The sequence below is a fragment of the Bacillus sp. FSL W7-1360 genome (genome assembly GCF_038592975.1).
GTDB lineage: Bacteria > Bacillota > Bacilli > Bacillales > Bacillaceae_D > Shouchella > Shouchella lonarensis.
In genome coordinates, this window is record NZ_CP151950.1 from 618,602 (window position 1) to 639,762 (window position 21,161).

The window sequence follows — 21,161 nt, forward strand, 5'->3', positions numbered from 1 at the left end:
TGGAGGTGACGTCACATGCGTCAAATAATGTGTATGATGGGTATCGGTTTAGCCTGTGGTCTGGCTTATCGTTACCGTTACCGGTTACTAAACATGTTTTTTCGGCAGTCTTTTCTCCGGAAGCTCGCTATTGCTTCATTATTACGAATCCCTTTTATTCGTAAACGATTGATGGGTTCATTGTTTACCTATCCGAATGCTACGAATGCTCCGGAAGCCTAGAAAAAGCGCACCTTTTAAAAGGTACGCTTTTTCTTAACTTTTCTTGTCATGGGCAACAATATCTTGCTCGTGAAGGGAATCGACAATATACGGTTGGTTGACATGCACAGGTGAGTAGTTGCTAGCTAGTACAAGACCGAATGGTGTCGGGTCATTTGGATTCACAATTGTGTACGGAACACGATTGGTCGCTGCTAATTTAATATACCGTGTGTAAAAGCGATAAGACGTCTCACCATTAATGTATAGGTGCACGTTATTTTTTTGTTTCATCAATCGCTCTACTTCAGGATAAACGTGTGTAGATTGCACTTGGCTTGTCGTTAGTGCTAAATAAACCCGTTCTAGTATCGTCGTTAAAAATAAACGCCGCTCACTAGGTTTTGTTTCAAGGCAACCTGCCAATGCTTGTTCCAAAATGTCATTTACATCTTTTGGCATGTGGACTGCTCCTTTATAAAAGGGTTAATTAGTCATTTTTCCGTGGAGGCGTAGATTTTTCCTTTTCCTTCTTAAATCGTTGTTGTTCTCGTTTTAGGATGTGTTGCTCTCGTCTCACACGTTCTCGTTCTGTCCTTAAGGCAAGTCGCTCTTGACGAACTCGCTCTCGATCGACAACAAGAATGGCTTTTTCTGAACGCAACTCTTTAAAGAGTGAAACAATCATTAAAATGATAATGACGGCGAACGGAAAGGCACCAATAATGGATGCGGTTTGTAATGCAGTGAGTCCTGTTCCTGCTTTGCCACCTGTAATGAGTAATACAGTGGCAGTACCAGAAATAATGAGTCCCCAGATGAATTTAACGATACCGGGTGGATTGAGATTTCCACCAGTTGTTTGCATGCCGAGAACGACTGTCGCTGAATCAGCAGATGTAATAAAGAAAGAGCAAATTAACAATACAGCGATGATCGAAATGACAAATGTTAAAGGGAACTGTTCTAGCAAAGAGAAGAGCGCCATTTCTGTGCCACTTTCTTGCATGTGAGAGTATAAGTCTCTCCCAATACTTTCAAAATAGAGGCTTGATCCTCCGAAAACGCTAAACCATAGTGTGCCAAATAAAGATGGTAGAGCGATGACACCTATAACGAACTCTCGAATGGTACGCCCACGTGAAACCCGCGCAATAAATGCACTGACAAATGGTGCCCAAGAAATCCACCAAGCCCAGTAAAAGATGGTCCAGTCTTGCACCCACGATGATTTAGGATCATAAATATCCATCGCAAAGCTCATACCAAAAAAGTTTTGCGCATAACTACCGATGCCTTGTGTAAAGACGCCCATGATGTGGCTTGTTGGTCCTAAAAATAAAATGAACGTCATTAAAATGATTGCAAGACGGACATTTAAGTTGCTTAAAATGCGTATCCCTTTGTCAATCCCTGTTGCAGCAGATAAACTAAATAAGATGGTTACAATAACAATGACGACAACTTGGAAAATATATACGTTAAAATCTTGCAGTTGTGGAAATACATAGCGAATGCCCGCAGTAATTTGAGCTGCACCAAAACCAAGTGATGTGGCTGTGCCAAATACCGTCGCAAACACAACAAACACATCAATTAATTTCCCGATTGGACCGGTGACACGATGACCAATTAATGGACGAAATGTAGAACTAAATAATGCCGGCTCATCTTTGCGGTATTGAAAATAGGCAAGGGTCAAAGCAACGACAGCGTAAATGGCCCATGGATGAATGCCCCAATGAAAAATAGAATAACGCATTGCTTCAGCTGCAGCTTGTTTCGTTTCAGGCGCTGCATAAGGTGGCGAGAAAAAATGTGATAATGGTTCTGCTGCCCCCCAAAAGACAAGACCAATCCCCATTCCTGCTGTAAACAGGAAAGCAAACCATGTTAAGTAGTTGTATTCAGGTTCTTCATCTGGTTTCCCTAATTTTATTTTACCATAAGGACTGAAGATTAAATAGATGCCGACCCCAACATAAAATGTAGCTGATAGTAAGTAAAACCATCCGAGTTCAGAAGTAATCATTTTTTGAATCGTTTCAGTAATGTCTTTCATATTTGTTGGCGCAATGGCACCCCATAGTATGAAGGCAATTGCAATAGAGAGAGATACGTAAAACACTGTTGTTATTTGTTTCATATTTAGTTCTCAGACCCTTCTTTTTTCTTGTAAAATAAAATCGTAACATAGGTAAAGTATCTTTCCAAGTGATGGATATGGTTGTAAAATGGTAAAAAAAGCTGTTCTCTGTTGGAAATGAAGGGATAAACGTTTGATTTCGCTTAGTATGAAGTTTTTTGGGAAAATGTATACGAATATGGAGATAACCGTACAAAAGGCAATGCGATTTATTAAGTTAAAACAAAAGTGAATGGGAGAGATGATGATGAAAAAAGGGTGGGTATTGATCGCATGTGTCGTTGCCTTATTGGCTGCATGTAGGAACGACAATGAGCCATCAAAAAGGGATGTATCCGTTCCTCGTGAACAGACGGAAGTGACGAGTAAAGTGGAAGTGAAATATGAAATTGATCCAAAAACATATTTAGTGCAGCCACTCCCTGAAATAAATACAAACAAGAAATTGGTGTTATTAACCATTGATGATGCACCAGAACACTATAGTGTGGAAATGGCGCGGACGTTAAAAGAAGTGGATGCACCAGCAATTTTTTTCGTGAATGGTCATTTTTTAGAGGATGATCGTGGCAAGGACAAGCTTAAGGAAATATATGAGCTTGGGTTTGCGATTGGGAATCATACGATGACTCACGCGCGTCTAAGTGAGCTATCAACCACAGCACAAACAGAAGAAATCGTCGCTTTAAATGATTTAGTGGCGTCTATTATTGGAGAACGCCCGCGCTTTTTTCGCGCACCATTTGGTGTGAACACAGATCATGTTCGGGAACTAGCAAAGCGGGAAGGGATGACATTAATGAACTGGACGTATGGTTACGACTGGGAGCCGAATTATCAAACAGGGGCATCGATAGCGGAGGTGATGGTGAATAGTGAATACTTACAACCAGGAGCAAATTTGTTAATGCATGACCGAAAATGGTCTGCAGAAGGATTAGCAGACATTGTCATTGGACTTCGTGATCAAGGGTACGAATTTGTTGATCCACTAGAAATTCAAACAGTAGACGTAGCCAATTAGTGTTGGCCCCTTTTACCACCACCATGTCAATTGTGACATACTAATTAACGCTTGACGCACACATTGAGTCATACTATAATAAAATAAAGTATGAAGGAAGCGTTTTCATATGAGGGAGGGGGATTTTAAGATGGGTACAATCGTTTGTCAACATTGTGATCAACTGATGGACCATTTTGAAGGGGAAAAAGTGAGTCGTCTTTATGCAACAGGTGTTTGTGCGACGTGCCAAGTGAAGGAAGAGGAGCAAGATGCACAAAAATAATTTAAATAATACCAATTAGGGGGGAGGGTGTGACATACTGTTGCACCCTCTTTATTTAATGGCCTCTTGTTCGCGAATGACTTTTAATGTTGCAAGTGTCGCATCTTCTGGTCCTTGGACAGGCAATCCAGCAGCAACATTCTTTTGAACGTAAGCTAAGTTTTCTGTTGTAATGAGTTCCCCAGGACTAAGAATCGGGATGCCTGGTGGGTAAACCATAATAAACTCTGCAATGATTCTGCCGGCAGATTGATCAAATGGAATCACTTCTGTTTCAGCGTAAAAAGCTTCTCGGGGAGAGAGTGCCAACGTGGGGATTTCAGGTAATTCAACTGGAATTGTTGTCGCGATTGTTTCTGTACGACGATAGCGTGTAGCTAAGTTTTCAAGCGCGGATAGGAGCATGTGAATGCTTTCTTCGTCGTCTCCTAGTGTGATCACACATAAAATGTTGTACAGATCTGACAGTTCTACTTCAATGTTTGCATGTTTTCGCAACCATATTTCTGCCTCATAGCCCGTGATAGTCAGTCCTTTTAAGGAAATGAACAATTTTGTTGGGTCTTGTGCAAAGGTTGCACTTGACTGGCACACTTCTTCTCCGATACAATAAAGACCATTTATTTCATTGATCGCGTTACGTGCCCAGTGGGAAAGGGCAATGGTTTGTTCAAGATACGCTTGCCCATAGAGTGCCAAATGTTTGCGTGCAGCATCAAGAGACGCCAGCAATAGGTAGGATGTAGACGTCGTTGTGAGCATACTCATAAGGGCGGCGGTGCGCTCAACGGAGACGAGTCCAGCGCGCACATTTAACACAGAGCTTTGCGTGAGTGAGCCACCTAACTTATGGACACTTGTTGCCGCCATGTCTGCGCCTGCGGTCATTGCACTCATCGGAAGTGCATTGTGAAAGTGAATGTGGACACCATGCGCCTCATCAACGAGGACAGGAATTGCAGCATCATGTGCGAGGGCAACGATCGCTTTTAAATCACAGACAAAGCCGAAGTAGGTCGGATTAATGAGAAGGATGGCTTTGGCGTCCGGATGTGTTGCGATTGCTTTTTCGACAGCATTTATTGTAATTCCGTGCGCAATGCCATGATCGTTATCTAAAACAGGGTGAATAAAAATGGGAAGTGCACCTGAAAAAATAATTGCTGCCATGACTGACTTATGAACATTTCGTGGCATAATAATTTTATCACCCGGTTTACATACCGCCATGATCATGGTCATAATGGCACCACTTGTCCCTTGTACTGAAAAAAACGTGTGGTCCGCACCGAAAGCGTGCGCGGCAAGCTTTTGTGCATCAGCAATCATGCCTTGCGGATGGTGAAGGTCATCAAGTGGGGCAAGGTTGATCAAGTCAAGCGCGAGCGCTTCAGCACCCATTAGTGTACGAAACTGTTCGTCCATTCCCTTTCCGCGTTTATGTCCGGGGATATGGAACGGAAGCGGTTTCTTTTTTGCATAAGTGACAAGACCTGTAAGTAAAGGGGTTTGTTCATGTATATGTGTCAAAGAGGATCCCTCATTTCCGTGATTAAAAAAGTCACATGAAAAGTATAGCAAGAATCCTTATGTTTGACTATCTGTTTGGAAAACATAAGGAAGAAAACGTGTAGAAAACCTGTCGAGGAGGAGCGCTGATGAATATTCCACTGAATGATGAATGGACGCAAAATGAAGTGGTCATTGTTGCCGAATTTTGTGATTGTATCGCACGCGTGTTTGAACAAGGGGTAGAGGCAAGGGAGATTTTGCGCCGTTATGAGCAATTTAAAGAAGTTGTTCCTGCAAAATCTGAAGAGAAGCAGTTGTTTAAGGACATTGACAAGGAAATAGGCACGTCTTGTTATCATGTTGTGCAGGCTGCTAAGCAAGCAAAACCGCAAGAACGTATTAAGCTTTAGCGCACGCGCTAAAGCTGTCTAGATAGTTGATAAATTGGACACAACGTTTGAACGGTTTCTATGATGGTTGCCATTAGCTTATGACCGTCCTTTAAAATCGGACTCTCGGCTGGTATATGACGACCGACGAGCCATTCTGCCTTTTTGATTGAATGGAAACGTTGCAAAGATGCACGTAAGTCAAGCGCAGAAAAAGGCGTTGCTTCTTTTTTCATGTGGTCAAGTGAGACGACGTAATGGTCAGGAATGGTTTCTTTTAATGTTTGTTCGTGAGCAAGAAATGTATTGGCAATGGCTTGTTTGTCTGGGCATTCATAAATATAAGCAAGCCAAATGAATACATGATCGTCAAACAGTCCAACTTGAAAATGTGGATGTTTTTTATAGCCACGCTTGTTTTCCGCAACAGCGAGCCATGTGTCATTTGGTGGGTTCGTTTTGCGGCGTGCATGCTTGGCAATGTGTAGAAACATTTCTTGTCCAAGCATGAGTGAGAGTTCTTGCGCAAGTGTCGCGCCAATTGCTGCAAATTTTGGTTGAATGCGCATTTGAATGGCTTCCATTCGTTCAGCGAGTCCGTCAACGTGGAAAGTCGCAAAATCATGTGCAGTGAAAGTAGGAAGTGTCATTAGATTTGTCTCATCCCTTTTTTAATGTTTAGATAGTAGCATAGCGTTTTTATGATTTCCGTGCAAACGATTTGCTTATTATGTAATAATGGTGATGTATATCATGAATGAAGACAAGTGGTTTAGACGAAAGGAGACTTGTATGACAGCAACATGGGGAAACATTGAACGCCAGGCGCGCTTGTGGATGGTTGAAGCAGGTGACCGCATCAAAACAGCATTGACAGGGGAAGTAGTTGTTAGCGAAAAATCAGGACCAGATGACTTAGTTACTGAAGTAGATCAAGACATAGAGGCGTTTTTTTATGAAAAAATTAGTGAAGCATATCCGACGCATCATTTTCTGGGGGAAGAAGGGGTAGCTCAAGTATTGTCATCGCTAGAAGGCACCGTATGGATTGTCGATCCGATTGATGGGACGACAAACTTTATCCACCAAAAGCGTGGATTTGCTATTTCAGTAGCCGTATATCAAGGCGGAGAAGGGATGATCGGATTAATTTATGATGTGATGAACGAGGAATTTTTTCATGCGCTGAAAGGTGAAGGTGCCTATTTAAATGATCGTCTTCTCCCAAAGGTGGAGCAAACGTCACTTTCTAAAGCAGTTGTAGGAATCAATGCAGGGTGGCTTGTCGGTGAGCATGCAGCGGCGCTAACTGAAGTAGTGAGGACAAGCCGAGGCTCACGTTCCTATGGTTCAGCTGCGCTTGAAATGGCGTATGTAGCTACGAATCGTTTAAATGCGTATATGAGTTTAAATTTGTCGCCATGGGATTATGCAGCTGGTGCCGTTATTTTAGCAGAAGTGGGCTGCAAAGCAACACGCTTAGATGGCACGCCCTTATCTATGTTAGAAAAAGGGAGCTTGCTTGCTAGCTCGTCTAATCTACACGAGGAAATAAGGCGGCATCTGACTTAAATAAAAATGTTAGCGTTCGTCTCGTGCTTCATTTTTTTTACGAAGTCGGAAGCCGATGGTCATGGCCAAAAAGATCCCTATACAAGCAATGAAAGCAATCCACACACTTCGTTCAGCAACTGCGACACCGATACACATGATGCCAGCAACTGTAATCATTGCAAGTAATAAAAACAAGATATTGTCTTTTTTCACTACGCTACCTCCTTTTTCGAATACAGAACACAGTCACCAGAAGATTAGATACGAAATATGGCGGCAGAGCTGGTTTCTTATCCTTCAAATTGTTTGAAGTAACCTCGTTCATAGTGTACATGTTTATTAGGAAAAGTGAAAGGTGATCGTGTGACAAAAAGCGAAACATTTTTAAAGCATGGAAAAACGATGACGAGTAAAATAGGCAACGAGCGCTCTTTATGCTATAATTGTACAGTTGTCCAAAGTACAGAACACAGCTGCTGGTAATCAGCATATCAGATCGGAACATAGCTACCAAGATCGGCACACAAAACATAGATGCGGTTTCGTCAATGTTTTCTCTCGAATTTCTTGGTCGTCTAATTCTGATCTCTGGAATGAGAAGGAGAGAAATGTATGACTTTACGTGATGATTTACGCAACATCGCCATTATTGCCCACGTTGACCACGGGAAAACAACATTGGTGGATGAATTATTGAAGCAATCGGGCACGTTTGCCCAGCATGAAACGGTGCAAGAGCGGGCAATGGACTCGAATGCACTTGAAAAGGAACGTGGCATTACCATTTTAGCTAAAAATACAGCGATTGATTATCATCAGACGCGTATTAATATTATGGATACTCCAGGTCACGCTGATTTCGGTGGTGAAGTTGAGCGTATTATGAAAATGGTCGATGGCGTATTGCTCGTCGTTGATGCATATGAAGGCTGTATGCCGCAAACGCGTTTTGTATTGAAGAAGGCATTGGAACAAAAATTAACGCCTGTTCTTGTCGTCAATAAGATTGATCGTCCGGCTGCGCGGGCAAATGAAGTGGTCGATGAAGTGATTGATTTGTTTATTGACTTAGGTGCAGATGAAGATCAACTGGACTTCCCGGTTGTTTATGCGTCAGCAATTAATGGCACAGCGTCACTTGATCCTGAGCGTCAAGATGAAAACATGCATGTGTTGTTTGAGACGGTTGTTTCCCATATTCCAGCACCGATTGATAATAGTGAGGAACCCTTACAGTTTCAAGTGACGATGCTCGATTACAACGACTATGTTGGACGGATCGGGATCGGCAGAATTTTCCGCGGGACAATGAAAGTCGGTCAACAAGTGGCACTGATGAAAATTGATGGTAGTGTCAAACAGTTCCGCGTCACAAAGATGTTTGGCTTCTTAGGCTTAAAGCGAATCGAAATTTCAGAAGCGCGCGCAGGAGACCTTGTCGCCGTATCAGGTATGGAGGAAATTAATGTTGGCGAGACAGTATGTCCGCTTGAGCATCAAGAAATGCTGCCACTGTTGCGCATTGATGAGCCGACGTTACAGATGACGTTTCTTGTGAATAACTCACCGTTTGCCGGGCGCGAAGGGAAATATGTAACGAGCCGTAAGTTAGAGGAGCGGTTATTGTCAGAATTAGAGACAGATGTGAGCTTACGCGTTGAACAAACGGATTCACCTGATGTTTGGGTGGTTTCAGGTCGTGGGGAGCTACATTTGTCGATTTTAATTGAAAACATGCGTCGAGAAGGATACGAGTTACAAGTATCGAAACCGGAAGTCATTGTCCGTGAGGTTGATGGTGTCAAGTGTGAGCCCGTTGAGCGGGTACAAATTGATGTACCGGAAGAATACCAAGGTGCCGTCATGCAGTCGCTTGGAGAGCGTAAAGGGGAAGTCGTCAATATGGCGCACACAGCAAGCGGACAAGTACGCTTAGAGTTTCTCGTGCCTGCACGTGGCTTAATTGGCTATACGACAGAGTTCTTAACACAAACACGCGGATACGGGATCATCAATCATTCTTTTGATTCCTATCAGCCTGTTGTTGCGGGCAAGATTGGCGGGCGACGTCAAGGTGTGCTTGTATCTATGGAAACAGGGAAAGCGACGCAGTATGGCATCATTGGTGTTGAAGACCGCGGGACGATCTTTTTAGAACCTGGGACAGAGATTTATGAAGGGATGATCGTTGGCGAACATACGCGAGAAAACGATCTGACTGTCAACATTACAAAGACGAAACAACAAACAAACGTACGCTCGGCAACGAAAGACCAAACGGTGACGATGAAGCGTCCACGCATCTTGACACTGGAAGAAACATTGGAGTATTTAAACGACGACGAGTATTGTGAGCTGACGCCAGCGTCAATTCGTTTGCGGAAGAAAATTTTAGGTAAGTCAGAACGCGAGCGTGATGAAAAGCGCCGAAAGATTGCCGCACAGGACTAATGACGTAGTAGCAACAGAGAGGTAGGTGAGGAGACTTGTCTTTTGTAGCAGCAGGAACGACATCAGGTAAAACGTTGCCTTGGTTATTACAAGCAACCGAGGAAAATCCATGGATTGGGTTTTGGGCATTTATTTTAACAGTCGCTTTAACAATGCTTGTCTTTCACTTAGGCTTTGCCCGAAAGTTACCACTACTAAAGAGGCTGATTGTGTACACGATGCTAGTGTTAGGAAGTTTTTTCCTTTGGTTTTTGGAGTTTATTTTCGGCGCGCCAATCATCGCTGTTCTTGCAATTTCAGCGGTCGTCCTCGGGATTTACCGATTCCGACTGCATTTGCATCGTAAAGGGGACGAAAAGAAGAAAAATGATTAGTGCCTTTCGTAAGAAGTCAAACCACTAGAGACGAAGCTCCAAACGTTTTTATACCGTGTTAATTGTTCGTACATGATCTTGAGGAAAATAGAGATAAGAAACTGTCACTCAAAAAACAACAGAGCACTTATTAAATGTCATTCAGTGCTCTGTTGTTTCAGGGGTTTTAGCATAGCCCGCTGTAACTTCATTTCTACTAGCAAATTAGTAACGTAATTAGTTATTGATCAGAATGTTGTGCACAATATTATTCAAATTATCTGAAAAATATTGATCATACTTCTTGCAGTGTTTATATTAAGAGTCGACGTTGTGACCGCCGCTATCCTAAGTTCTATTGATGATGCCCCAACTCCAGTCCTGATCAGCCCACTATCTATCAGAGAAATGGCTCTCGGTCCAGTACCCGTAGTTTCAGGCTTATAAAAGAAAGGGTTCAGTCGTGTTGGATTACCATTTAAATATAAAAGCCCTTCGGAAAAGTCGACAAGTGCATTTGGACTATTCATATTTATCCTAAGAGAAAAAGCAATAAAATATAGGCTGTTAGGTTGTAGGAGTATGTTCTGATTATTTGTCGAAAGAGTGATCCCAAAACCATTATTTTCTACCTCTGTAACTGTAACAGTAGTTAAAGCCGTAGTATTATTTGGAAAAGGATTTGGAACTGCTTGAGTTGAGTATATAGCATTATTACCTATTACCGTAGGTCCTGTGATTCCGGTAGGTCCAGTAGCGCCGGTGACCCCAGTAGCACCGGTAACGCCAGTGGCGCCAGTGACCCCAGTAGCGCCGGTAACGCCAGTGGCGCCAGTGACCCCGGTAGCTCCGGTAGGTCCAGTAGGTCCGGTGGCTCCAGTAACCCCCGTAACGCCAGTCGCGCCAGTAACGCCAGTAGGTCCGGTAGGTCCAGTGACGCCAGTAGGTCCGGTAGGTCCAGTGACGCCAGTAGGTCCGGTAGGTCCAGTAACACCAGTAGGTCCGGTAGGTCCAGTGACGCCAGTAGGTCCAGTAATGCCAGTGGTTCCAGTCGCCCCAGTAACGCCGGTCGCCCCAGTGACTCCTGTAACGCCAGTAACGCCAGTGGCTCCAGTAATCCCGGTCGCCCCAGTAACGCCGGTCGCCCCAGTGACTCCTGTAGCGCCAGTAACGCCAGTGGCTCCAGTAATCCCAGTCGCCCCAGTAATCCCGGTCGCCCCAGTGACTCCTGTAGCGCCAGTAACGCCAGTAACGCCAGTGGCTCCAGTAATCCCGGTCGCCCCAGTAACGCCGGTCGCCCCAGTGACTCCTGTAGCGCCAGTAACGCCGGTTGCCCCAGTGACTCCCGTAGCGCCAGTAACGCCAGTCGCGCCAGTAACGCCGGTAGTTCCAGTGACGCCAGTGGCTCCAGTAGCGCCGGTCACCCCGGTAGCGCCAGTAACGCCAGTCGCGCCAGCAACGCCGGTAGCGCCGGTAGCGCCAGTAACGCCGGCTCCCGTTGGTCCGGTCGGTCCTTGTGTGCCAAGTTCTTCCCAAGGGTTCCAAGTTGTGCCTGTGTCATCGGTCGCGCTTCGTACATAAATGGTTGGGTTGCCGATGAGTAGTTGTAAAATCGATGTTGTCGGTCCTGGGGTAATGATAGAAACATACAATGTCCATATCGGGCTTGTAAACCCGAGTGGACCGTTCACAGGTCCGCCTGCATTCCCTTCAGAGCTGTATACACCTTCTGTAATAAACGAATCTAAATCACTTCCAGAAGGCACTTCATCATACGGAAAAGCACCGACATCCTCAGCATCTAGTGTTAAACTGCCATCTGGTGCGGCAGTAATGCCGTTGATGTTTACAATGCCGCCTGGAATATCGCCAATGGTGAGGACGACATTGCCTGCACCATCAGGGAGAATGTCATTGACACCGATCACACTCCCAGCAGGCCCGGTCGCCCCGGTCGCTCCAGTCGGTCCAATCATTGTTGGAATGTTCGCAGCAGATTTCATTTTCGATTCAAGAATAATTTCTTTCTTGAAAATCGTGTCAAGCATGTCTGCAGCACTTTCGTTGATCGCTAGAATTTCTTGTAGTGTCGCTGGTGGACCAGTAAGACCATTCAATGTTCCAAGAGCGTACTGAATTTTCTCTCCTTCCGCATTAATAATGTGCGCCAAGCCCATTTCCTCCATCGCGATTGACGCGAGCAGTAAATTGACGACATCATCGCGGTCGAGTGTAATATTGGGCGTGAAATTTGGCATGCTTGGTTGAGACATGTTCACACATCCTTTTCATTATTTTGACTCCCTATATATAGGGGCAATTATTAGTTTAATTCAGGGTATGTTTTTTTTTTTTTTGGTTCGGGCTAATTGTTATTTATTCGAAAAGAAAGATAATTAATTTTGCTCTTTGTGTAAGTGTTACAGTGCGAGAGCCCTGTCGTTTCTGCAACGGAAATCTCTAAAAAACATTTTCTTATGATAAAAAACACCGGAAGACTGATTAAACATCACAACGTTAATCAGTCTCCTGGTGTTTTAAGGGATTTTAGGTCAGCCTCAGATAAATGTTATTTTCGATTTTTAGAGTTGTTTACTTTTTGTGTAATACGCGTTTGACAATTTGTGCACATAAATGTATGGATCGGTCGATTCCGGAGTTTTTTTGCTAGAGGTGAAAAGTCAGCAATTTCTTCAATCTTGTCACATAGCACACATTTTACACGCATTAGATGACCTTCCTTTCGTTGTCCATGCAAGTCATATATCTATTTTAAACAATCTAGCTGAAAAAAGAAATGTTTATCGGTGAAGTCTAGTGTCATCACTTTGTACATATGTTAATGATAAAGGGCTTGACTCAAGTAGGCAAAGGGAGGATTAGCCATTGGATGAAGCAAAACGAATTTATGTTTTGGATACAAGTGTACTATTGCAAGACCCATCCTCAATTTATCAATTTCAGCCACATGAAGTTGTGATCCCAGCAATTGTGCTAGAGGAAGTAGATGCAAAGAAGCGACAAATGGATGAGGTTGGACATAATGCCAGACGAATTGCTCGGATGATCGACCAGTTGCGAGAAGGAGGGAAATTGCATCAAGGCGTATTGTTAGACCGTGGTGGGTTTATTCGAATCGAACTGAATCATCGCTCTTTTCACCATTTAAAACACGCGTTTGCGGATCGAACGAATGACAACCGAATTATCGCAGTTGCCCTAAATTTGCAATTAGAAGAAAATGAGAAAGCTGCAGGTAGAAAAGTCATCTTAGTTAGTAAAGATGCGATTGTCCGTGTGAAAGCAGATGCATTTGATTTACAAAGTGAAGACTTTTTGAATGAGCGTATTGTGGAAAAAGATGAAGGGTATATGGGATATGTGCATGTAGAGAGCGATCCTGAAATGTTGACACAATTATTCCAAACCCGTACGTTACAAACCCGTGACGTCGTGTCGTCTTGTTATCCGCATCAATTTTTACTATTACAAGACCCACTGAAGCGATCAAGTTCCGCGTTAGCCAAAGTTGATGCTTTGGGACAAACATTGTCACCCGTCACCGGGAGGGATGAAGCAATCTGGGGAATCCAGGCGCGAAATGTCCAACAAAAGATGGTGCTTGAGCTGTTATTAAACAAAGATATCCCACTAGTAACGCTCGTTGGGAAAGCGGGTACTGGAAAAACGTTGTTATCTTTAGCAGCGGGCTTATTTCAAACAGAGGACATGCATGCTTATCGGAAAATGGTCGTGACAAGGCCACTTGTGCCACTTGGGAAGGATATTGGTTATTTACCTGGTGAGAAAGAAGAGAAGTTACGACCGTGGATGCAGCCAATTTATGATAATTTAGATTTTTTGTTTGGAACAAAGAAACAGGTAGAGTTAGACCGCATCTTATCAGGAATGGGTGCCATTCAAATTGAAGCACTCACCTATATTCGCGGTCGCAGCATGCCCGATCAGTACATGATCATTGATGAGGCGCAAAATTTAACGAAGCATGAAGTGAAAACCATTTTAACGCGTGTCGGAGAGCGTAGTAAAGTGGTCTTAATGGGTGATCCGGAACAAATTGATCACCCATACTTGGATGAGTACACGAATGGGTTAACGTATGCAGTGGAAACATTCAAGGAAGAAGCATTAAGCGGGCATGTCAAGCTTGTAAAAGGAGAACGATCCACACTGGCACAACTTGCCGCCGACTTATTATGACCGGCTTAAATAAAAGAAATGCGGGCGACATGGCGAATCGGCGCGCGCGTGATGCCATCTGCAATGTATAGATGAATCGGTCCGTCCTCTTTTAATGGTTTTCCATTTTCGCAAAAAGCAGCGACAAGTTGCATCGCTTGTTCGCGTGTGAATGTCCATTTTTCTTCTGTATGTGTTTCGATTTCAATGTTTGTGGCGTTGTCATGTGGCGAAGCTTTTTGAAAGAATGGGGCAAGTGGCATCGCAAACGAGCCAGTTTCAAGTGAATCACGATCGTATGATATGCGGTTTGTGTCACGGTTCGGATTAGGAGGCGTTGCGCCTTCAGTGATTTCTTTATCCCACTGGGCAGAAATCGCTTTTGTATATGTATTTAGATGAGGTTCTTCAGATGTGAGCAACGTCTCATCGAAACTTTTTTTTAGGTCTATTTTCCGTTCATCGAAAATCCATACACTTGGATCAATTGTTAAGGGCTTTTTCACTTTGCCGGTAATAAAAAATACAAATTCTTGCATGATGACTCCTCCGGTTATGTTAGTATAAAAATCGGGCGCGCTTTCATTATAGCATAATTGTGCGATTGTGCATGCCAAAAGGATTGCATTTTAAGCAGAATACAGATACTATGGAAGAAGCAAGTACATTTAGGTGAGGAGGCGACACCTTGAGGATTGATGCGATCACAAAGCAGGGGGAAAAAGCCTATGCCCTGTTGCAGGAAGATGCTGAAAAAATTCGTCAGCTAATCGAAGTGCAGTTGGAAAATTTAACAATGCCGCAATGTCCTCTTTATGAAGAGGTGTTAGATACACGGATGTTTGGCTTGTCACGAGAGATTGATTTCGCCATTCGTCTCGGGCTAGTAGAGGAAGAAAAAGCAAAAAATATTTTGCATGAATTAGAACGCAAATTGGCATTGTTACACGAAGGGTCTGTAAAGAAATAAACGAGTCGGGCATTATTTTCTGTTCCCGGCTTGTTTTATGAATGATCAGGTGATGAAGCGGTGTCGCGTACCGTCTTGTGATTGCTGCAAAAGTTTTTCTTTAGTGACATAGAGATAGAGCTCAGGAGGGAGACAACCATGAGTCAGTTGCAGACGATAAAAAAAGTGCTTGTCGCAAATCGTGGTGAGATTGCGATTCGGATTTTCAGGGCTTGTTCAGAATTAAACATACGGACAGTAGCGATTTATTCAAAAGAAGATACAGGGGCGTTTCACCGTTACAAAGCGGATGAAGCGTATTTGGTCGGTGAAGGGAAAAAACCGATTGCTGCGTATCTTGATATCGAAGGCATCATTGAAGTAGCTAAATTGCATGATGTGGATGCCATCCATCCAGGATATGGATTTTTGTCAGAGAATATCGAATTTGCCAGAAGGTGTCAGGAAGAAGGTATCATTTTTGTTGGTCCAGCACTCATCCACCTGCATATGTTTGGTGATAAAATTGAAGCACGTACGCAAGCGATCAAAGCAGGATTGCCAGTCATTCCAGGTAGCGACGGCCCTGTAAGCGGATTAGATGAAGTCGAACAATTTGCCGCTATGCATGGATACCCACTTATGATCAAGGCGTCGCTCGGTGGCGGTGGACGCGGCATGCGAATTGTATGGGCAGCTGAAGAGTTACAAGAAAGTTACGAACGCGCAAAGTCAGAAGCAAAATCGGCATTTGGCAATGATGAAGTGTATGTCGAAAAATTTGTGTCTCGCCCGAAACATATTGAAGTGCAAATTATCGGTGATGCAGAAGGCAATTTAGTACACCTATATGAGCGCGATTGTTCTGTGCAACGACGTCACCAAAAAGTGGTGGAAATTGCACCAAGTGTGTCGTTGAGCGAAACGGTGCGGCAAGACATTTGTGATGCGGCAGTAAAGTTGATGAAAAATGTGGATTATATGAATGCGGGAACAGTCGAATTTCTCGTGACGGATGATGGATCATTTTACTTTATTGAAGTAAACCCGCGTGTGCAAGTGGAACATACAATTACAGAGATGATTACGGGCGTTGACATCGTTCAAACGCAATTAAAAATTGCCGATGGACAAGCCTTGCATAGTACATCAGTTGGCGTGCCAAAACAAGAAGACATTGCTTGTTTCGGTTATGCAATTCAGTCGCGCATTACAACGGAGGATCCTGCTAATGACTTTATGCCTGATACAGGCCGGATCAATGCCTATCGTTCGAGTGGTGGTTTTGGGGTCCGCCTAGATGCAGGGAACGGTTTTCAAGGGGCGGTTATTAGCCCTCATTACGATTCATTGTTAGTAAAAGTATCGACGTGGGGATTGACGTTTGCTGAGTCAGCGAAGAAAATGGTGCGGAATTTACAAGAGTTCCGGATACGCGGCATTAAAACGAATATTGCTTTCTTAAAAAACGTCGTCACACACCCCGATTTTTTAAATGGCAATTACAATACGCGCTTCATTGACGAAACACCTGAGCTATTCGTGTTTCCAAAAAGCCAAGACCGTGGCACGAAAATGTTGACTTTTATCGGCGAGACCGTCGTAAACGGTTATCCTGGTTTAGAAAAAATGGCTAAGCCACGTTTCCACCAGACGGCGGTGCCAAAAGTTCCTTCTTCTGAGCGCGCACAAGCGGGGACGAAACAAGTGCTTGACACACATGGTGTGGAAGGGCTGGTCGATTGGGTGCGGGCGCAAAAAGAAGTGTTATTGACGGATACGACATTCCGTGACGCTCACCAATCACTTTTAGCGACCCGTGTGCGGACACATGATTTGAAAAAAATTGCCGCACCGACAGCGCACTTACTTCCGAACTTGTTTTCAATGGAGATGTGGGGCGGGGCGACATTTGATGTGGCGATGCGTTTCTTGCACGAAGATCCATGGGCGCGCTTAAAGACGCTGCGGAAAGAAGTGCCGAATGTTTTATTCCAGATGTTGCTGCGCGCATCAAATGGTGTTGGATATACAAGCTATCCGGATCACGTCATTCATGAGTTTGTACAAGCTTCAGCGGAAGCTGGTATGGACGTATTCCGTATTTTTGACAGCTTAAACTGGGTGGAAGCGATGAAACCAGCGATTTTCTCTGTGCGCGAAAGTGGCAAAGTAGCCGAGGCAGCTGTTTGTTATACAGGAGACATTTTAGATAAAAATCGGACGAAATATGATCTCTCCTATTATAAAAAAATGGCACGCGAGCTTGAGGCAGCTGGTGCGCACATTTTAGGGATTAAAGATATGGCCGGTCTCTTGAAACCTGAAGCCGCATATCAACTGGTCGCATCATTAAAAGAGACGGTATCCATCCCAATCCATTTGCATATGCACGATACGAGTGGAAACGGTGTGCTCGCGTATGCGCGTGCAATTGATGCTGGCGTTGATATTGTTGATGTGGCGGTGAGTTCTATGGCCGGCTTCACGTCGCAACCGAGCGCGAACACGTTGTATTATGCGTTAAATGATACGGCGCGTAAGCCGAAAGTCGATATTGCTGCATACGAGCAACTAGATGAATTTTGGTTTGAAACACGCCAATTTTATCATGGCTTTGAAAGCGGCATGAACGCCCCACACACCCAAGTGTATGAACATGAAATGCCGGGCGGTCAATACAGCAATTTACAGCAACAAGCAAAAGCAGTCGGCTTATTTGAGCGGTGGCATGAAGTGAAGCATATGTATCGCACGGTGAATAACATGTTCGGCGATATTGTGAAAGTAACCCCATCATCAAAAGTTGTGGGCGACATGGCGTTATACATGGTGCAAAACGATTTATCCGAGGAAGATGTGTACGAACGTGGAGACAGCTTAGACTTTCCTGACTCTGTCGTCGAATTTTTCCAAGGTCACCTCGGTCAGCCTTATGGTGGCTTCCCGAAACGACTACAAGACATTATCTTAAAAGGGAAAAAGCCGATAGAAGGACGACCTGGCGCAGCGTTGCCCCCGGTTGATTTTGAGGCGATGAAACAGGAATTAGAAGAGAAGCTCTCGCACAGTGTGACGCGTGAAGACTTGCTCTCTTACGCACTTTATCCGAAAGTATATATGGCTTACGAGCAATTTAAAGCGCAGTTCGGTGATGTATCTGTGCTCGATACACCAACCTTCTTTTACGGGATGCGCGAAGGCGAACAAATTGAGGTCGAAATTGAAAAAGGGAAAACGTTGATCGTAAAACTGGTGTCTATTTCTGCACCACAAGAGGACGGCACACGCATCATCTACTTCGAGCTGAACGGTCAACTGCGTGAAGTCGTGATCCGCGATGCAGACGTCAAAACGGCAGTGACGGTGCGTCCAAAGGCTGAAAAGAACAATCCATCTCACATTGGCGCGTCGATGCCAGGAACGGTCATTAAAGCACTTGTCAAAGAAGGCGATGTCGTCGAAAAAGGTGCGCACTTAATGATTACGGAAGCGATGAAAATGGAAACAACCGTCCAAGCGGCGGTGAACGGCAAGATTAAAAAAGTCCATGTTGCCGATGGTGAAGCGATTGCGACAGGTGATTTGTTGATTGAGCTTGAGGTGGAGTAGGGTGTGAGGGGTATTCGCATTGAAAGCTATTCTTTTAGAAAGAAGGCTGTCCACAAGGTCATTTTTGATGACTTTGTGGGGCGGTCTTTTTTTATGATGCACAGTCCAAATCGTAATGGTTGCAGTTACAACGTAGCAAAGAAGCTGCTGCAGTCGCAAAGAAATTATTACTATTTTAGAAAAATATCAAACAAAAACCCCGCTCCCCACTTCAACGCATCTAAAGTGGAGGCGGGGTATTGTTGTTTCATCGTGATTTCCGCGTCACAAGCATCACCATATAACAAAGCACAGTGAACAGCAATGAAATAAGCAATGCATGGAAAATGCCGAGTGTCAACGACTCATTCAGTGTAAAGACGACAGAAATACCAGAAGCAGCCTGTCCAATGACAAGAATGAGTGCAAGCCACGCGCAAACAGAAAGGACGCGCATGTGACGGAATGTCTTCATCGTCCAAATGAATAAGATGACCAAGAGTAGGAATAACGTGATCGCTGCGGCACGGTGAAAGACTTGTGCACCAATTTGTGCCCCTGCCCCGCCTGTAAGTGAAGGCAATAATTCACCGTTACAAAGCGGGAAACCGCTACAAGCAAGGGTTGCGCCGGTATGTTTGACATATGCGCCTGTATAAATGACGACATACGTATACACGGTGGTGAGAATGACAAACCACTTGTATGCTTTTGTGACCGTCGGGACATACTGTTTAGTTAAATGGCCGTCTTCAAAGGCAAGTCGCGTTAAAAGAACGACGGAAGCAAACGAAAGGGCAGAAAAGCCGAAATGTAAGGCCATGATAAGGTTTGATTGACCGAACACGACGGCGCCCGCACCAAGCAGTCCTTGAAAAATAATCATAAAGACAGAGATCAGTGCAAAAAATTTTGTCTCAGCCAAGTGATTTAAACGCCGCCAAGACCAAATCGCCATTAAAATGACGAGCATACCGACAATTCCTGCGACGAGCCGATGAGAAAACTCAATCACCGTTTCTGGCGGAGGATCCATGGGAATGACTTCGCCGAAACAAAGGGGCCACGTGTTACCGCACCCTTCACCAGAACCAGTTTTTGTGACAAGTGCACCTTGTATAAGGACAAGTAAAACACCTAAAGAGGTGATCACGCCTAAGCGTTTTAAACCTTTATGCAATTTCATTCACCTTTCCTTCTAAGAAGCTACGTGGATAATGATACGAGTATTTCAATCATCATACACAATCGTGTATGAATGTCTGTAAAGTTGCCGGAAAATGTGGTAAAGTAAAAAGGACGTCCACCGACTCTCCCTAATCTTAAGGAAAACAAGGGGCAAAAGTCAATTTTTTGTGTGCGAATTTTTTTTGACGGTGAGAAATGTGAAGATCGTGTGAACATGTGAAATCTGATGAAACCGTCGACATTTTGCGTTATAATCAAAAGGAAAAAAGAAAGTGAGGGACAGACATGTTTAGGAAACACATGTGGCGTTTTCTGCCGATGACACTCTTATTGTTCGTGTTGACAGGGTGTCTAGGAAAAGAGAATTTAACTGCGCTTGATCCAAAAGGACCAGCAACAAAATGGATTTATGATAATATGATTTTATCACTTGTTATCATGACCTTTGTTTCTGTTGTTGTATTTGTGATTTTCTTTATGATTCTTGTGAAATTTCGTCGAAAAGACGGTGATGATGCTTTACCGAAACAAGTACATGGGAATATGGCAATGGAAATTACATGGACAGTCATTCCGGTCATTTTGCTCATCATTTTATTCATTCCAACAGTGAGCGGAACGTTTAAATTTCACGTGAATGCAGTTCCAGAGGAACATGAAGGTTCGGTATACATAGATGTAACTGGGCATCAATATTGGTGGCAGTTCGATTATGTAGGAGAAGGGTTTACGGCAGGACAAGAAGTGTATATCCCTGTCGGTGAAAAGGTCGTTTTCGAATTGAACGCGGAAGATGTCATTCATTCGTTTTGGGTACCGGCGCTTGGTGGGAAAATTGACACAATCCCAGGTGTGACGAACGCTTTATGGCTTCAAGCAGAGAAACCCGGTGTATATCAAGGAAAATGTGCGGAGCTATGCGGACCATCGCATGCGTTGATGGACTTTAAAGTCATTGCGCTTGAACGTGATGAATACGATGCATGGGTAGCAGATATGCAAGGGGTTGAAGCAGAGCAAACAGCGGTGAACGCAGAGGCGGGATATGACGTATTTCAGGATAAAGGCTGTATTAGCTGTCACGCAGTCGGTGGCGAAGGGCTGGGAACAGGACCAGCATTATCAAACTTTGGTGACCGAAAGACGCTTGCTGGAGTGCTTGATATTGAGAGTGACGAAGAACTGGCAAATTGGATTAAAGATCCACAGTCATTAAAACAAGGCAATAAAATGCCTGCGTTTGACGGAAAGATTAATGATGAAGAGATGGATGCCTTAATCGAGTATTTGCGTTCACTCCAAGTGCGTGGGGCAGATAAACCGTATTAATTAAGTAAA

20 protein-coding genes are annotated in these 21,161 nt (G+C 44.0%); 11 read left to right on the forward strand and 9 right to left on the reverse strand.

The features are described 5' to 3' along the window. The first annotated feature begins 15 nt into the window (after positions 1 to 15). On the forward strand, positions 16 to 222 hold the full coding sequence (gene yqgO / locus NSQ26_RS03095) for a protein YqgO (RefSeq protein ID WP_499719103.1): 207 nt from the start codon (positions 16 to 18) through the stop codon (positions 220 to 222). 33 nt (positions 223 to 255) lie between these two features. Here the strand turns inward: yqgO and NSQ26_RS03100 are convergent, their stop codons facing one another. Then, a complete protein-coding gene (locus NSQ26_RS03100; protein ID WP_499719104.1) occupies positions 256 to 663 on the reverse strand; it encodes a YueI family protein in 408 nt (135 codons plus the stop codon). Positions 664 to 691: 28 nt separating this feature from the next. After that, a complete protein-coding gene (locus NSQ26_RS03105) occupies positions 692 to 2,347 on the reverse strand; it encodes a glycine betaine uptake BCCT transporter (protein WP_499719105.1) in 1,656 nt (551 codons plus the stop codon). A gap of 247 nt (positions 2,348 to 2,594) precedes the next feature. On the opposite strand from NSQ26_RS03105, the gene NSQ26_RS03110 reads away from it, so the two are divergent. Further along, on the forward strand, positions 2,595 to 3,371 hold the full coding sequence (locus tag NSQ26_RS03110; protein WP_090775933.1) for a polysaccharide deacetylase family protein: 777 nt from the start codon (positions 2,595 to 2,597) through the stop codon (positions 3,369 to 3,371). A gap of 130 nt (positions 3,372 to 3,501) precedes the next feature. Continuing rightward, a complete protein-coding gene (locus NSQ26_RS03115; RefSeq protein WP_090775934.1) occupies positions 3,502 to 3,636 on the forward strand; it encodes a GapA-binding peptide SR1P in 135 nt (44 codons plus the stop codon). A gap of 51 nt (positions 3,637 to 3,687) precedes the next feature. On the opposite strand, the gene NSQ26_RS03120 is transcribed toward NSQ26_RS03115, so the two are convergent. Continuing rightward, positions 3,688 to 5,157 (reverse strand): aminotransferase class I/II-fold pyridoxal phosphate-dependent enzyme, encoded by a 1,470-nt coding sequence (locus tag NSQ26_RS03120; RefSeq protein ID WP_499719969.1) that lies wholly within the window; start codon positions 5,155 to 5,157, stop codon positions 3,688 to 3,690. A gap of 137 nt (positions 5,158 to 5,294) precedes the next feature. Between NSQ26_RS03120 and NSQ26_RS03125 the strand changes: the two genes are divergently transcribed. Then, on the forward strand, positions 5,295 to 5,558 hold the full coding sequence (locus NSQ26_RS03125) for a UPF0223 family protein (RefSeq protein WP_090775936.1): 264 nt from the start codon (positions 5,295 to 5,297) through the stop codon (positions 5,556 to 5,558). 8 nt (positions 5,559 to 5,566) lie between these two features. On the opposite strand, the gene NSQ26_RS03130 is transcribed toward NSQ26_RS03125, so the two are convergent. Beyond that, positions 5,567 to 6,187, reverse strand: coding sequence for a DUF1054 domain-containing protein (locus NSQ26_RS03130; protein WP_499719106.1), 621 nt, complete (start codon positions 6,185 to 6,187; stop codon positions 5,567 to 5,569). Between the two features lie 142 nt (positions 6,188 to 6,329). Between NSQ26_RS03130 and NSQ26_RS03135 the strand changes: the two genes are divergently transcribed. Beyond that, positions 6,330 to 7,109, forward strand: coding sequence for an inositol monophosphatase family protein (locus tag NSQ26_RS03135; protein WP_499719107.1), 780 nt, complete (start codon positions 6,330 to 6,332; stop codon positions 7,107 to 7,109). 9 nt (positions 7,110 to 7,118) lie between these two features. Here NSQ26_RS03135 and NSQ26_RS03140 read toward each other — a convergent pair whose 3' ends face one another. Continuing rightward, positions 7,119 to 7,304, reverse strand: a complete 186-nt coding sequence (locus NSQ26_RS03140) for a DUF5325 family protein (protein ID WP_090775939.1) — start codon at positions 7,302 to 7,304, stop codon at positions 7,119 to 7,121. Positions 7,305 to 7,703: 399 nt separating this feature from the next. Here NSQ26_RS03140 and typA point away from each other — a divergent pair, with 399 nt between their 5' ends. Both typA and NSQ26_RS03150 read left to right on the forward strand, forming a co-directional pair. Beyond that, the gene (typA, locus tag NSQ26_RS03145; protein WP_499719108.1) at positions 7,704 to 9,542 is read left to right on the forward strand and encodes a translational GTPase TypA; all 1,839 of its coding nucleotides are present in this window, start codon (positions 7,704 to 7,706) and stop codon (positions 9,540 to 9,542) included. Positions 9,543 to 9,577: 35 nt separating this feature from the next. After that, positions 9,578 to 9,916: a YlaH-like family protein gene (locus tag NSQ26_RS03150; RefSeq protein ID WP_499719109.1), complete on the forward strand. Its 339-nt coding sequence runs from the start codon at positions 9,578 to 9,580 to the stop codon at positions 9,914 to 9,916. Positions 9,917 to 10,167: 251 nt separating this feature from the next. On the opposite strand, the gene NSQ26_RS03155 is transcribed toward NSQ26_RS03150, so the two are convergent. Then, positions 10,168 to 12,168: an alpha-helical endospore appendage domain-containing protein gene (locus tag NSQ26_RS03155; protein WP_499719110.1), complete on the reverse strand. Its 2,001-nt coding sequence runs from the start codon at positions 12,166 to 12,168 to the stop codon at positions 10,168 to 10,170. Positions 12,169 to 12,464: 296 nt separating this feature from the next. After that, positions 12,465 to 12,623, reverse strand: coding sequence for a YlaI family protein (locus tag NSQ26_RS03160; protein WP_499719111.1), 159 nt, complete (start codon positions 12,621 to 12,623; stop codon positions 12,465 to 12,467). Positions 12,624 to 12,781: 158 nt separating this feature from the next. Between NSQ26_RS03160 and NSQ26_RS03165 the strand changes: the two genes are divergently transcribed. Further along, positions 12,782 to 14,116 carry a PhoH family protein gene (locus tag NSQ26_RS03165; protein WP_090775943.1) on the forward strand — a complete coding sequence of 445 codons (1,335 nt, stop codon included), beginning with the start codon at positions 12,782 to 12,784 and terminating at the stop codon, positions 14,114 to 14,116. A gap of 5 nt (positions 14,117 to 14,121) precedes the next feature. Here NSQ26_RS03165 and NSQ26_RS03170 read toward each other — a convergent pair whose 3' ends face one another. Further along, positions 14,122 to 14,634: a peptidyl-prolyl cis-trans isomerase gene (locus NSQ26_RS03170; RefSeq protein WP_499719112.1), complete on the reverse strand. Its 513-nt coding sequence runs from the start codon at positions 14,632 to 14,634 to the stop codon at positions 14,122 to 14,124. 149 nt (positions 14,635 to 14,783) lie between these two features. Here NSQ26_RS03170 and NSQ26_RS03175 point away from each other — a divergent pair, with 149 nt between their 5' ends. Both NSQ26_RS03175 and pyc read left to right on the forward strand, forming a co-directional pair. Next, a complete protein-coding gene (locus tag NSQ26_RS03175; RefSeq protein WP_090775945.1) occupies positions 14,784 to 15,065 on the forward strand; it encodes an Fpa/YlaN family protein in 282 nt (93 codons plus the stop codon). Between the two features lie 138 nt (positions 15,066 to 15,203). Beyond that, entirely contained in the window at positions 15,204 to 18,656 is a 3,453-nt protein-coding gene (gene pyc / locus NSQ26_RS03180) for a pyruvate carboxylase (protein WP_499719113.1), read from the forward strand. Positions 18,657 to 18,903: 247 nt separating this feature from the next. Here the strand turns inward: pyc and NSQ26_RS03185 are convergent, their stop codons facing one another. Next, positions 18,904 to 19,815: a COX15/CtaA family protein gene (locus tag NSQ26_RS03185; protein ID WP_499719971.1), complete on the reverse strand. Its 912-nt coding sequence runs from the start codon at positions 19,813 to 19,815 to the stop codon at positions 18,904 to 18,906. 293 nt (positions 19,816 to 20,108) lie between these two features. On the opposite strand from NSQ26_RS03185, the gene coxB reads away from it, so the two are divergent. Then, positions 20,109 to 21,152 (forward strand): cytochrome c oxidase subunit II, encoded by a 1,044-nt coding sequence (coxB, locus tag NSQ26_RS03190; protein ID WP_499719114.1) that lies wholly within the window; start codon positions 20,109 to 20,111, stop codon positions 21,150 to 21,152. Positions 21,153 to 21,161 lie beyond the last annotated feature (9 nt).

Bases quoted from the DNA above. Each gene is read 5' to 3' on its own strand.
- NSQ26_RS03155 (WP_499719110.1), bottom strand. From the start codon at position 12,168: ATGTCTCAACCAAGCATGCCAAATTTCACGCCCAATATTACACTCGAC.
- coxB (WP_499719114.1), top strand. From the start codon at position 20,109: ATGTTTAGGAAACACATGTGGCGTTTTCTGCCGATGACACTCTTATTG.
- NSQ26_RS03110 (WP_090775933.1), top strand. From the start codon at position 2,595: ATGAAAAAAGGGTGGGTATTGATCGCATGTGTCGTTGCCTTATTGGCT.
- NSQ26_RS03115 (WP_090775934.1), top strand. From the start codon at position 3,502: ATGGGTACAATCGTTTGTCAACATTGTGATCAACTGATGGACCATTTT.
- NSQ26_RS03170 (WP_499719112.1), bottom strand. From the start codon at position 14,634: ATGCAAGAATTTGTATTTTTTATTACCGGCAAAGTGAAAAAGCCCTTA.
- pyc (WP_499719113.1), top strand. From the start codon at position 15,204: ATGAGTCAGTTGCAGACGATAAAAAAAGTGCTTGTCGCAAATCGTGGT.
- typA (WP_499719108.1), top strand. From the start codon at position 7,704: ATGACTTTACGTGATGATTTACGCAACATCGCCATTATTGCCCACGTT.
- NSQ26_RS03135 (WP_499719107.1), top strand. From the start codon at position 6,330: ATGACAGCAACATGGGGAAACATTGAACGCCAGGCGCGCTTGTGGATG.
- NSQ26_RS03130 (WP_499719106.1), bottom strand. From the start codon at position 6,187: ATGACACTTCCTACTTTCACTGCACATGATTTTGCGACTTTCCACGTT.
- yqgO (WP_499719103.1), top strand. From the start codon at position 16: ATGCGTCAAATAATGTGTATGATGGGTATCGGTTTAGCCTGTGGTCTG.
- NSQ26_RS03100 (WP_499719104.1), bottom strand. From the start codon at position 663: ATGCCAAAAGATGTAAATGACATTTTGGAACAAGCATTGGCAGGTTGC.
- NSQ26_RS03160 (WP_499719111.1), bottom strand. From the start codon at position 12,623: ATGCGTGTAAAATGTGTGCTATGTGACAAGATTGAAGAAATTGCTGAC.
- NSQ26_RS03125 (WP_090775936.1), top strand. From the start codon at position 5,295: ATGAATATTCCACTGAATGATGAATGGACGCAAAATGAAGTGGTCATT.
- NSQ26_RS03105 (WP_499719105.1), bottom strand. From the start codon at position 2,347: ATGAAACAAATAACAACAGTGTTTTACGTATCTCTCTCTATTGCAATT.